This window comes from Streptomyces sp. NPDC099050, from assembly GCF_044759865.1.
GTDB lineage: Bacteria > Actinomycetota > Actinomycetes > Streptomycetales > Streptomycetaceae > Streptomyces.
Genome location: NZ_JBIWAE010000003.1, coordinates 206,004 through 218,323, shown reverse-complemented (window position 1 = coordinate 218,323; position 12,320 = coordinate 206,004). Strand labels below are relative to the sequence as shown.

Sequence of the window (12,320 nt, the reverse complement as noted above, 5' to 3'; positions counted from 1 at the left end):
AGGGTAGAGCTGGCGGTGAGTGAAACCTTGACGGGGGTCGCGCACGCCCGTAGTTTTTCTCCATGTCGCATGGAGAGAAAAAAACTGGAGAAAAACCGGGAGGTCGGATGTCCACACACACCATCACTGTCGACGCCGAGGTCTTCGAGTGCCTGCAGCGTGAGGCCCAGCCGTTGGTCGATACGGCCAACACCGTGCTGCGCCGTCTCCTCGGCCTTGATTCGGCCGTGGTCCGGCGCGGGGCGCTCGCGCCGTTGCTGGACGCGGGCTTGCTGCGCCCGGAGCAGCGACTGATCTGGCGGCGCCGCAATCTCGGGCAGGAGCACTACGCGCAGGTCACCGCCGAGGGGCACCTTGAGCTGGCCGACGGCCGCGTCTGCGACTCCCCGTCCGGCGCCTGCGACGCGGTGGCCCAGAGCAAGTCCAACGGGTGGGACGCCTGGCGTACGGAGGACGGCACGACCCTGAGCGTCCTGCGCGACAGGCTCTGAAGACTCCGACGGGGGATCCGAACACGTGGACTTCACTCAGCGCATGCTCGCGCGCCTTACTTTGCGTACGCAGCTGGCCGACATGCCGGGCGAGCGATTCGAGCAGCTGATCCATCAACTGCTGAGCCTGCTGCACCCGGATTTCGTGGCGGTCCGCACCCATGGCAACCTCGGCGACATGGGCGCCGACGGGCTTCTGCTGTGGAAGCGCGAGCTCTGGGCCTGCTACTCGCCGCAGACCGAGGACATGAGCAAGGTCAAGGCGAAATTCCGCTCCGATCTGGACAAGGCACTCGCCAAGCGTCCGGACTCGTTCGACACCTTTCGCTTCGCCATCAACGACCTCAAAGGTGTCCATCCGGAGTTGAGCGTGCTCATGGCCGAGGCACAGGAGAAGCTGCGCCCACTGCGGGTGCTTTCCTACGGCTGGCACCACCTGTGGAATGACGTCATGAGACTCGACCAGATGGCTGCCGAGGATCTGCTGGGGTGCGAGCTCCCCGTCCAGGAGAAGACGTACGGCCTCGGCCTCACCGACCTCGAAGTGCTCCTTGCCCGACTGGGCGACCAGCGCCGGACGGCGGAGCCTCTCGCCGCCCTCGCGGACGTCAACAAGTACAAGCTCGAGTGGAACCGTCTCACGGGTGACGTCCGAGACGCGCTCATCCAGGGCATCAAGCAGAGCCACCTCGTCGAGGCGTACTACGCGGGGATCGCCTCGCCGGACGAAGGTGACCAGGTAGCCCAGGGCTTCCGGGTGTACTACGACCAGACCAGGGGCAAGACCGACAACCAGGAGAAGCTGTGGAGCGCGTTGCAGGAGTACATCCTCGGCAACGCGAATCCGAGCCTCGGCTCCATGTACTGCGCCTGGATCGTCATCGCCTACTTCTTCCAGAGGTGCGACGTCTTCGACGTGCCGCCGGACGGTTGGGCACCGGGTGTGGCTGTCGGGAGCGGCGCGTGATCACACCGACCAAGGGGATCTCGCCCGACCGCTCCCTGCTGGCCGTCGGCGCGCAGATCGCGAGAGTACTGGACATGCCGATGACCGTGACGCAGACCTGGTCGAGGTTCCATGCGGAACGCATCCGCCTGGGGCACCATTCGCCGGTCTCCTTCCAGTGGTTCGTCCTAGGGCTCGACGTGTTGTACGCGCTCGGTGTGATCGAGTTGCGTGACGACCTGCTGACCAGAAGGAGGAATGATGCTGCGACGTCTGAGCGCTGACGATCCGCGGTTCCGTACGGTCGACTTCCGCCCGGGCCTCAACCTCCTGGTCGCTGAGGCACACGCCGGCGCGGCAAGGACGGACAGCCGAAACGGTACGGGCAAGTCCAGTCTCGTGGAGCTGCTGCACTTCATACTGGGCGCGCGGGGAGGCAAAGGCACCCTCTCAGCCCGCCCGGGACTTAGGAACATCCTCTTCACCCTGACGATGGAATGGCCGGGGCAGGACGAACCGGTACGGGTGAGCCGGCGGGGCGCACCGCCCGGGATCGTCCTGACCGACCTGCCCGGCGCCGCCGAGGAGGGAGGGCTCTTTGAGTTCCGCCTCACGCATGAGATGCCGTTGCCGGAGTGGACCACGCGGATCGAGGCCGACCTCTTCCGGCTGCCGGCCGACCATCCCGGCGTCTCGGGGCGCGCCCTCCTGTCGCTGCTCGTGCGACGCGTGGGCTCGCACGCCTTCAATGACCCGGTGCGGACCTACCCGCAGCAGTCGGCTGCCGAGGCGGCCGCCAACCTCGCGTACCTGCTGGGCCTGGACTGGCGGCTCGCCTCCGGCTACCGGGACATCGCCGCGCGCGAGGCGACGCGCAGGCAGCTCCGGTCGGCGATGAACGATCCCACTTGGAATCAGGTCGTCGGCACGACGGCCGACCTTCGAGGCAAGATCATCGTCGCGGAGGGGGACGTGGACCGGCTCAGGCGGCAGATCGCCGCGTTCCACGTGGTGCCGGCCTACGAGGAACTCCAGCGGCGGGCGGACGAGCTCGATCAGAGGGTCCGTTCCCTCCCGGAGCGGGATGTCATCGACCGCCGAAACCTCGCGGACCTGCGGCGCGCCGTCGAGGAGGCCAATGACCCGGACACGGCGTACGTGGACGCGGTCTACCGGGAGCTGGGCGTCACTCTCCCCAACCGGGTGCACCGGACGTTCGAGGACGTGCGCGGGTTCCATGCCTCCATTGTCCGCAACCGGCGGCGGTACCTCGCGGAGGAGATCACGGAGACGGAAGCCCGGCTCGCGGAACGCGAACGTGAACGGGCCCTTCTTGGTGAGCAGCTCACCGTTGCGCTGACCGAGCTTCGCGAGGGAGGCGCCCTCGATGGTCTGACGGTGCTCCAGCAGTTGCTCGCGCAGAAGCAGGCCGCGCTGGAGGCGTTGCGCAAGCAGCACGAGACAGCGCAGTTCATGGAGGCCAGCCAGCGGGAGATCACCGCGAAGCGGGTGGAACTCCAGGGGGCGCTGGAACTCGACCTGGAGGAGCGCGGCGAGCAGACCCGGGAGGCCACCTGGCTGTTCTCCCGCTTCGCGCGCCGCCTCTACGGACAGGACCGGGAGGCCTACCTGACCATTCGGGCGGGCACGAGCAGTCTGGAGATCACGGCACACGTCGACAGCCGGGACAGCGTCGGCATCAACAAGATGGTGATCTTCTGTCTCGACCTCACGGCCGCGGTCCTCGCCCACCGCCACGGCCGAGGACCGGACTTCCTCGTCCACGACAGCCATCTCTTCGACGGGGTGGACGACCGCCAGGTCACCGAAGCGCTGACGCTGGCGTCGGAGGTCGCAGAGGAGGAAGGCCTCCAGTACGTGGTGACGTTCAACTCCGACAAGCTGGAGCGGGCGCGCCTGGGCGGCTTCGACCCGTCGCCCTACGTGATCGAGCCTCGCCTCGAAGACACGTACGAGGAAGGCGGGCTGTTCGGGTTCCACTTCTGACGGTCGCCTACCGGTCTACCGGCGGCATACGGCCCACACCGTCTTGCCGCGGGGATGGTGCGGGCGTACGCCCCAGTCGTCAGACACCGTCTCGACGAGCAGCAGCCCGCGGCCCGACTCGCCGCCGCCGTCGGGGTGTCGGGCCGTCGGCAGCCGGTCGCCCCGGGCGTCGGTGACCTCGATGAGTAGCTCGGTCGCGTCGAGCCGGAGGTCGAGGCGGGCCGCGCGGCCACGCACTCGGCCGTGCAGGGCGGCGTTCGCTGACAGTTCGGCGATGAGGAGGGCGGCGGCGGTAGCGAGGTCGCCATCACGGGGGTCGTCCGGCGAGAGGTTCGATGAGAACCACCGCTCGGCGGCGTGGCGGGCGGCATGGGCGCCGTGCCTGGTGGTGGGGAAGAGGGTGCTGAAGGTCAAGTGGTCGTCGTTCGCGAGGGGTTCACGGGTCGCGGTCCCGGATTCCTGGTTCACCTCGCCGAGGGTGACGGACCGAAGCTACCGTGGGGGAGTACCCGGCGCGGTACGGTGCGTGACTGTCCGGCCGTACGGGCAGGCTGTCCGGGTGGGCGGGCATGTCTGTACGGGTGTCCGCCCGTGACGCCCGTCGGCGGCAGTCGGTGGGTGGTACGCGGCGGTCTGATCGACGGCGGGATCGGGAGCGGGCAGGTGGTACGACATGGCGGTACGGGGCGACACGAGCGCTGAGGACCCGGCTGGCTCGGAGGAGGTCGCGGATCTGTTCCGCGCCATCGGCCGCATGATCAAGGCCGCGCGGGAACGAGCCGGCATGAGTCAGCGGGAGCTGGGACAGCTGGTCGGGTATGGCGAGGAGCAGATCTCGTCGATCGAGCGGGGGCGGCGGACGCCGCAGCCGGACTTTCTGGTGGCGGTGGACGAACTGCTCGGGTGCGGCGGGTTGCTGGCGCTCCTGGCGGAGGACGTGGAGCGGGTGAAGACGCGGCGGCGGGTGCGGCATCCGGAGTGGTTCCAGGATTACGCGGACCTGGAGGGCAAGGCGGTTGAGGTCTGCTTCTACAGCACCCTGACCGTGCCAGGGCTGTTACAGACGGAGAAGTACGCGCGGACGATCTTCACCGCGAGGCGCCCACTCCTGGATGAGGACACCATCGAGCAGCGCGTGGCGGCCCGGCTCGACCGGCAGCAGGTTCTGACCCGTTGGCCCCCTCCTGCGGTGACTGCCGTGATCGAGGAGTCAGTACTCCGTCGGACGATCGGCGGGTGGAGGGTTCAGCGCGAGCAGATGGAACGCCTCGTGGAACTGAGCCAGCTCCGAAACGTGGAGATTCAGGTTCTGCCGCTGGACTGCGAGGGGCACGCGGGCATGGAAGGGCCGTTCATCCTGCTCACCCCCAACGGCAAACCGCAGGTGGGATATGGAGAGTTCCAGAGCGTCAACCGGCTTATCACGGACCCGGACGAGGTCCGTATGCTGGCCGCACGCTACGGGAGCATCCGAGGTCAGGCGCTCAGCCCGTCCGACTCGCGGGCACTTGTCGAGAAGCTGCTGGGAGAGCGATGAAGCACGAACAGGACGAGTTGCTGTACTGGTTCAAGAGCAGCTACAGCGGTGGAGACGGCGGCGAATGCGTCGAGATCGCCACCGTCCGTGCCACCGTTCACGTACGGGACTCCAAGAAGCGCGGTGGCCCGCAACTCGCGTTCGCACACGGAGCCTGGGCCGGTTTTGTCGCGGATGTCGGGCGGAGCCGGTCCCACTGACCGCCCGCCCGACTCGTCCACGCTCAGCTGTCGTGCCGAGGCCCCTTGCCCGGCGGCGGGTCCAGCAGCGTCTGGTACTCGCCGCCGGTCGCGCGGGCCTCTTCCATGCGGTCGTAGGCATCGAGGATCAGGTCCCGGGTGCGGTAGGTGCCGTGGGCTGCTTCGTCTTCGCGCTTGACCGTAGGGAAGGTCTCCATGACGTACAGAACGTCCTCCCGGTGCACTCCATAGAGGCGGAACAACGCGGCATCCAGCTCGGCCCGCAACAGGTCACGACGGATACTGTTCCATTGAAACGGTGATCCGGAGTAACCGAGATCCTTGGCGAAGGCCGTCATGTCCCTGCTGGTCCAAGTCAGCTCGGCCACCCGATCGACGAACCACTCAGTCCCGCCGGGCGCCTCGGCGAAGTCCGAGAACTTAGGCACCGGCAACTGGTACAGGTAGCCGTAGGTCAGGTGCGTGCCCGCGATCTTTTGACGGATCGCGTAGTCGAAGGCGTAAGACGACAGGCACACCTGCAACAGAGCTGCTGCTGTCGCGTTCGACGGGAACATGAGCGGGTTGGTGTGGCCGACACCGTACGGCGGCAGCACCGTGGCGATCGTTGTGCGCGTATCCGTGGACCGTGCGATGTCCCTCCACCCCATCAGCCAACCGTTCCACCACTTCCGCTCCCTCAACCGCGACGCCACGCCCGGCCACATGATCGGGTTCAGCTTCGTGTCCCGCTTCCCGGAGTCCACGTCGAACTCCGGCACCCAGTACCGGGGCAGCGGTGCGAAGTCTGGGTCGTCGTGCTGTTCCGGCGTGACCCGGGGCAGCGTCCCCACATTCGCCTGGGCCTGTGTCTGACCCTCGTACGTGCCGAGCCGGTGGTCGAAGTGGTGGAGCATCTTCGCCTCGTAGAGCGGCAGGTAGCGCCGCCCGTCGGACGGGTCGGCGAAGATGTTCCCCTTCAGTTTCCAGCCGCCTTCTTCCAGCTCCGCCTTGCCGCGGAACAGGTGCGAGTCGTTGGACATGTGGAACATGGTCATGAAGGTGAGGCCCCACGGGTCCGTGCCGCCCTTCCCCTCCGCGTCCGGCTCGCGCTTGAGGACCGGGACACGCCGGTAGATGCCCAGGGTGATCTCCGCGTCTCGGCGGCTGCGGAACACCGGAAGTGTTCCCGTGTTGGGGTTGACCAGGAGGATCTCCTCGGTCGGCATGGCGAAGCGGCGCTCGTCGAGGTCCTCCATGTACCGGGTGCCGAACGCGAAGGACGCCCGTTCCACCCGCTCGCCCCGGCCGGTGACGGTCAGCAGCGAGAAGCGGACCGAATGATGGACGTCCCTGCTGAGGATGAACGCCTCGTTCTCGAAGTCCAGGAAGGACCCGAGCCGCGAGGTGCGCACCAGGTCGGAGAAGAACGGTGCGGTCGTTGCGTCGGTGGCGATGCCGGTCGGCAGGACGAGGCCGAAGCGCCCCGTGGGGGCGATACCGAGGGAGGCGGCCTCGGCGAAGACCGCGTAGGTGTTGACGTCGCCCCGCCCGGACAGGGGGAAGCGGCCCGAGCCGCGCAGCAGATGGCTGACGCCCTCGGAGACGCGCCGCGCGGCGATGAACTCGGTGTGAAGCACCCGGTCCAACTCCTCCGCGCTGTCGGCGAGGGCGTCGATCAGGCGTTCGCGGGCCGCTTTGTTCGCGGCAGTGGCCACCTTCTCGTCGCGGGTGGCGAAGAACTCCTGCTCCTGGAGCTTGACCCGCTCCCACGGCGGATTCCCCAGCACACAGCTGAACCCGCCCTTCCAGCCCGTCCGCTCGTCCACACCCGGCGCCGCCGGGTCGGCCGGCACCCGGAAGACCTCGGGGAACTCCAGGTGCCAGTGGAAGAAGCGGTACTCCTCGCGTAGCCGTCGCACCGTCCGCACCGTGCCGTTGGGCAAGTTCGCATTGCTATCGACCTGGGCGTCCGTGTCGCCCTCGGCGGCATGCAGGGACAGCAGGGAGTCGGTGGTGAGGGCGGCCGGTGAGGTCCGCTCGCCCTTCTCCCACACGAAGGCCGCGCACCAGGCATCAGCGAGTCTGAGGGCTTTGACGTAATCCCTGGACGTAGTCAGCTCGCGGTATGCCCGGGCCTGATCCTGGACGTCCTCAAGCACCATGGACGGAGCGGCCGTGATGGCCGAAGTCTGCCTGCTTATGGCCTGGTTGGAGATCTCCAGCGCGTGCTGCTCGGAGAACAGCGCATCCTGGTTGGCGCCTTCGTGCAGCGCCGTCAGCCACCGCTCCCGCTCGCTCGCGTTGCGGGCCTTCAGGTTCCTGACCGACTTGGACTCGTCACCCTCCAGCACCTTGAACGCCTCGTCGGGCAGGCCGCCGGCGAGCAGCTTCGGCGTGGTGCCGAGCAGCCCGTTGCCGTGCTTGATGTGGGCGTCGAGGAAGGTGAGCGGGCGACCCGGTTCCATTGCCTCGATCCACAACGACACCTTGGCCAGTTCGACGGCCATCGGGTTGAGGTCGACGCCGTACACGCACCGGGAGATGACGTCGCGCAGGGCGTGGCGTACGTCCTCGGCGCCCGGCTCCGGATCGTCGGTGCGGACCTCCGCGAGACGACGGGCGATGCGCCGGGCAGCGGCGACCAGGAAGTGGCCGCTGCCACAGGCCGGGTCGCAGATCGTCAGGGCGAGTAGAGCCGCCTCTCGCTCCTCCTGCGTCGTCCCCGAGCGGACCGCCTTGTCGATGACCGGGTCGAGGGCGGAGTCGAGGAGGCAGTCGATGAGAGGCGAGGGGGTGTAGTAGGAACCGGAGGTCTTGCGGTCGTTGCCGTCGAGCTTCTTCAGGACGTAGGAGCCGTCGTCCTCCTGGCGGGGTTCGAGTTCGAGCAGCGACTCGTACACCGAGCCGAGCTCGTCCGCACCCAGGTGCCGGTAATCGACCCTGCGGGGCCGGCCGAGCTTGGAGTCGAAGATGACGGCAAGGGCCCGGACCGCCTCGTACAGGGACTCGTTGGTGAGGGCGAGACCCTTAAGCCGCAGGTCGGCGTCCGTGGGTTCGAAGAGGCCGCCGAGTGCGGGCAGCCCCAGCTCGGGGCGGCCGCCGGGCTCGCCGAGACCGTTGATGACGAGGGTGAGGGCCTCCCACTGGTCGCCATGCGGGGTGCCGGTGCGGCGGGCGAGGCGGCGCAGGCGGGCCGTGGAGAAGTAACGGGCGTACCGGTCGCGCGGGACCTCGGTGGCGGCCGGGTCTAGGAGCAGGCCGCGGTCCTCGGTGACGAAAAGGAAGAGCAGCCGGTAGACGAGCCTCAGGAGGGCGGGGTGGAGGTCTCGGACCGTGGTGGTGCGGGCGCGCAGGGCCTCGCGCAGATCCGCGTTGTCGGGGTGGGCGATCAGCCCGCTGCCGATCACGGTGAGCGCCTTCTCGACGCCCTTGCGGAGCTCCTTCAGGGCGCGGGTGCCGGAGTCGATGGCCTCCGTGCGCCACTTCTCCAGCGGGCAGGACGCTGCTGGTGTGCCCTCGAACCGGGTGCGGTGCAGGAGGCGCCACAGCAGGACGAAGTCGTCGGACCGGTTCCCCTCGAAGATTGCCTGGAGGTCGAACTCGACGAATGCGGCGCCGGTCAGCGACGCCGACTCGCGCAGGAGCCTCAGCTGGCGGCCGTTGGAGAGGACACCCCACAGGGCCGTGTCGCCGGAACGGTTGAGGTACTCCTGAACCATGGACTGCGGGGCCTGCTGAGCGACCTCGGGGGTCCTGCGGTCCAGGTCCACGTTCCAGCCGGTGAGGTGTACGGGCACATGTGCCCACCGATGGCTGACCGGGAAGTTCTTCCCCTCGTCGTGGGCGGGCAGGCCGGGCTCGGGCACGGCGGGCAGCGTGCCGAAGCCGAGCTGCTCGAACAGGGGCAGCAACCAGCGCTCGGTGGTGAGTCCGACCGCGTGTACACCGGGGTCGTCGTCCGCTCCGTCGCGGACGAGCCCATCCTGGAAGGCGGTCCAGACGCCGTGCAGATAGCCCCAGGAGCGTTCGGCGGCGTCCCGCACCGACTCGCCCTTGGCGAAGAGGCGGTAGTCGGCAGGCTTGGCGCCCGACTGCTCCTTGCCTTCCTTGATCCGCACCAGAAGGTCGTACGGGAGCAGACCGCCGACGGTGGCGACGGTGTCGGTGACCATGGTCCTGGCGATGCTCATGCGTCCGCTCCCAGCTGGATCGTGGCGGCCGGACGGTAGAGGAAGACACCCAGGACGTCCGGGTCGCCCTGCGGGACGGCCCGCAGGCCGGCGAGACGGGCCTTGGCGGCGGTACGGACGCGGTGGTGCGAGGCCTCCAGCTCCTTCGCGGCGGCCTGGGATCGGGTCCGCAGCTCGTCCATCAGGCCGGTGTCGAGGGCGGCGAGGATCCCGGCGATGTGGTCGGTGGCGAATCCCGGGTCGGAGTTGCCGGTGGCGCGGGCGTCGAGGAGCGCCAGGGCCTCCTCCTCCGGGAGCCACTGTGGCGCCTCGGGCCGACCCTGGAAGGCCACTACCCGGGCGTCCTCGGCGAGTTGGGTACGCACTCCACCGTCGCGTGTCGGCAGGTGCAGTTGGAAACGGTGCCGGACGAGCAGCATCGTGGTGGGTCGCCGTACGGCACTCGTGCGGACCACCCCGCAGCGCCGGGCCGGGCGCTGCCAGTCGGGGAACTTCTCGTCCAACGCGGTGTCCAGGACGAAGCGGGCGGTCGCGGCCACCACCGGGTCGGTACGGGTCAGTGCCACCTCGCCGCGCGGGGCGCTCGGCGCATCGTGGAAGACGACCGGGCGCGGATGGCGCGGGCCGAGCGCCGCGGTGACGGCGTCCCGCAGGCCCTGCGGCAGGGCGTCGGTGTGCGCGGTGAAACCGCCCTGCTTGCGGTCGGCGGGCACACCACGCAGCGCGCCGAGCGCGCGGCGGGTGAATTCCATGACCTCTTCGCCGGTACCGAGCGCGGCACGGATCCGGGTGACCTCGGCAGCCACCTCTTCCTTCTTGATCGTGTTCTGCGCGTAGCGGGACCGGGACGCCTTCTCACGCTCGGCGGAGGATTCCCAGGCGATCTCCAACTGCTCGGCGACGGGCACCTGGTCCCGCTCGAAGAGCCCCTCCTGCTCGAACGCAGGGGTCTCGCCGCGCAGGATCAGCTCTTCGAAGACCGCCTGCATGGCGCTTTCCGCCTGCTGCGGCACGGGGACGGAGATGCCGGTGGCGCGACGGATCTGCTCGTGCTTGCGCAGCAATACCTTCAGGACGACGTCGTCGACGGGGTTGTCCGCCCCGTACAGGGTGAGTGCCTTCACGGTGTCGGTGCGCTGCCCGAAGCGGTCCACACGGCCTTCGCGCTGCTCGTGGCGGGTCGGGTTCCACGCCAGGTCGTAGTGGACGACGGCGTCGAAGGACTCCTGGAGGTTGACGCCCTCGGACAGACAGTCGGTGGCCACCAGGACGCGCCGCTCGGGTGCCGGGTCGCCATTCTCGTCGGCACCGGTCATTTCGGCGATGCGGTTGAGCCGCATATCGGGCGAGAGCTCGCCGGTGATAGAGGCTACGGCCACCGGGTGCTCGGTCCCCTTCTTGTTGAGCACCTTCGCAAGGTGGCCGGCCACGTAGTCGGAGGTGGCGATGTAGCGGCAGAAGACGATCGGCCGGTAGCCGGCGTCGAGGAGATCGGCGACCGTCGCCACCAGCTTCTTCAGCTTGACGTCACGGGTGGGGCCCGCGAGCTTCCCGGCGGCCTCGGCCATGGCGACCAGGCGAGCCTTCTCCCCGTCGCCGAGGGCTTCGTCGCCGATGATTTCGCCGTCCGCGGGCGCGGCGGCGGGCAACAGGCTGCCCGGGACCTCGTCGGCGGACCGCGCGCTGTCACTATCGGCCGGGTCGGAGACCGTCGACTGGCCGGTACGGTCCGCCTCGTCGGCGGTATCCGCTTCCTGGACGCCCGCCCTGGTGTTCAGGGACCGCACGGCGGCGGCGGGCGAGGAGGACAAGGTGCGCAGCAGCGCCAGCGTCGACCACCAGCGCTGACGTTGCTGGAGCGCGCCGTCGGCGGAGCGCACCGTCTCACGGGCGTACGCCAGGACCTCGCCGAGCAGAGCGCGGTAGTCGCGGTGCAGGGTGTACGCGACTTCGGCGGAGTCACGGGTGGACGGGAAGTGCGCCCCGTCCTGGAAGTCCTCACGGATGTCAGCACGGCGGCGCTGTACGAAGAATTGGGCGAGCAGCTCACGCCCCGCACGCGTGTCGAAGCTGACCGTGGCGAGGCGCGGATCCAGCAGCCCGAGCAGTCGGCGGAAGGGTTCCTCCTTGCCGCTGTGCGGGGTGGCTGTGACCAGGAGCAGGTGCCGGGCGGGGTCGTTGGCGAGCGCGCGCAACAGTCCGTACCGCTGCTGCGAGGTGCGCGCCGAGGTGAGGGCCGTCCCGTCCGCGACACAGGTGTGCGCCTCGTCGACGATCACAAGGTCAGGACAGTTGCGCAGGAAGTCCTCGCGGTGCCGGGGCGACTTGATGAAGTCGGTCGACACTACGTACACGCCGTCCTGGCGGAACACCGACTGCCCGTACGGTGTCTCGCGCTCCAGCCGGCCGATCGTGGCGGGCAGCACGAGACGTGCGTCGATGCCGAATTTGCCGTGCAGCTCGGACCGCCACTGCTCGGCCAGCGCCGGCGAACACAGCACCACCAGACCGCGGGCGTCGCCCTGAGCGAGCAGTTCGGCCGCGATGAGCCCCGACTCGACCGTCTTGCCGATACCCACGTCGTCTGCGATGAGCAACCGCACCGTGTCCTGGCGCAGGGCCATCATCAGTGGCACGAGCTGGTACGGGCGCGGGTCCACGGCGATCGAGGCGAGGGACCGGAACGGGCCGGCCCCCGCCCGGAATCCGATCCGCAGGGCGGTGCGCAGGAGACCAGCGGTGTGCTGGTCGCCGAGGTCGGACGGAGTGGGCGGGGCGAACGTGGCGGGAACCACGGTCTCCAGACCGGGCAGCACCCCCGCGATGTCGACATCGGCCCCGCCCAGCGGGCGCAGCACCAGAAGCTCCTCGCTGGAGTCGGGCAGCACCACCCATTCACGGCCCCGGGCATGGACGAGGGAGCCGACGGCGTACTTCGGGGCCGGCGGGACGGCGGTGGTCATACGG

General features: G+C 68.9%; 9 protein-coding genes. 6 read left to right on the top strand and 3 right to left on the bottom strand.

Features of this window, described 5'->3' with window-relative positions; translation table 11 throughout:
• The first annotated feature begins 107 nt into the window (after nucleotides 1–107).
• Genes ACIQV3_RS06900 through ACIQV3_RS06885 form a run of 4 tightly spaced genes read left to right on the top strand, consistent with a single transcriptional unit; the run spans nucleotide 108 to nucleotide 3,444 of the window.
• Nucleotides 108–491: a DUF4357 domain-containing protein gene (locus ACIQV3_RS06900; RefSeq protein WP_403710476.1), complete on the top strand. Its 384-nt coding sequence runs from the start codon at nucleotides 108–110 to the stop codon at nucleotides 489–491.
• Nucleotides 492–516: 25 nt separating this feature from the next.
• Complete coding sequence (locus tag ACIQV3_RS06895) at nucleotides 517–1,458, top strand: ABC-three component system protein (protein WP_403710474.1); 942 nt, start codon at nucleotides 517–519, stop codon at nucleotides 1,456–1,458.
• Complete coding sequence (locus tag ACIQV3_RS06890) at nucleotides 1,455–1,721, top strand: ABC-three component system middle component 6 (protein ID WP_403710472.1); 267 nt, start codon at nucleotides 1,455–1,457, stop codon at nucleotides 1,719–1,721. The genes ACIQV3_RS06895 and ACIQV3_RS06890 overlap by 4 nt, the downstream gene beginning before the upstream one ends.
• Complete coding sequence (locus ACIQV3_RS06885) at nucleotides 1,696–3,444, top strand: ABC-three component system protein (protein WP_403710470.1); 1,749 nt, start codon at nucleotides 1,696–1,698, stop codon at nucleotides 3,442–3,444. The genes ACIQV3_RS06890 and ACIQV3_RS06885 overlap by 26 nt, the downstream gene beginning before the upstream one ends.
• A gap of 15 nt (nucleotides 3,445–3,459) precedes the next feature.
• Here ACIQV3_RS06885 and ACIQV3_RS06880 read toward each other — a convergent pair whose 3' ends face one another.
• Complete coding sequence (locus tag ACIQV3_RS06880) at nucleotides 3,460–3,912, bottom strand: ATP-binding protein (protein ID WP_403710468.1); 453 nt, start codon at nucleotides 3,910–3,912, stop codon at nucleotides 3,460–3,462.
• A gap of 205 nt (nucleotides 3,913–4,117) precedes the next feature.
• On the opposite strand from ACIQV3_RS06880, the gene ACIQV3_RS06875 reads away from it, so the two are divergent.
• Both ACIQV3_RS06875 and ACIQV3_RS06870 read left to right on the top strand, forming a co-directional pair.
• On the top strand, nucleotides 4,118–4,981 hold the full coding sequence (locus ACIQV3_RS06875) for a helix-turn-helix domain-containing protein (RefSeq protein ID WP_403710466.1): 864 nt from the start codon (nucleotides 4,118–4,120) through the stop codon (nucleotides 4,979–4,981).
• A complete protein-coding gene (locus tag ACIQV3_RS06870) occupies nucleotides 4,978–5,181 on the top strand; it encodes a DUF397 domain-containing protein (protein WP_403710464.1) in 204 nt (67 codons plus the stop codon). The genes ACIQV3_RS06875 and ACIQV3_RS06870 overlap by 4 nt, the downstream gene beginning before the upstream one ends.
• Before the next feature lie 23 nt (nucleotides 5,182–5,204).
• On the opposite strand, the gene ACIQV3_RS06865 is transcribed toward ACIQV3_RS06870, so the two are convergent.
• Nucleotides 5,205–9,353 (bottom strand): Eco57I restriction-modification methylase domain-containing protein, encoded by a 4,149-nt coding sequence (locus tag ACIQV3_RS06865; protein WP_403710463.1) that lies wholly within the window; start codon nucleotides 9,351–9,353, stop codon nucleotides 5,205–5,207.
• The gene (locus ACIQV3_RS06860; RefSeq protein ID WP_403710461.1) at nucleotides 9,350–12,316 is read right to left on the bottom strand and encodes a helicase-related protein; all 2,967 of its coding nucleotides are present in this window, start codon (nucleotides 12,314–12,316) and stop codon (nucleotides 9,350–9,352) included. The genes ACIQV3_RS06865 and ACIQV3_RS06860 overlap by 4 nt, the downstream gene beginning before the upstream one ends.
• Nucleotides 12,317–12,320 lie beyond the last annotated feature (4 nt).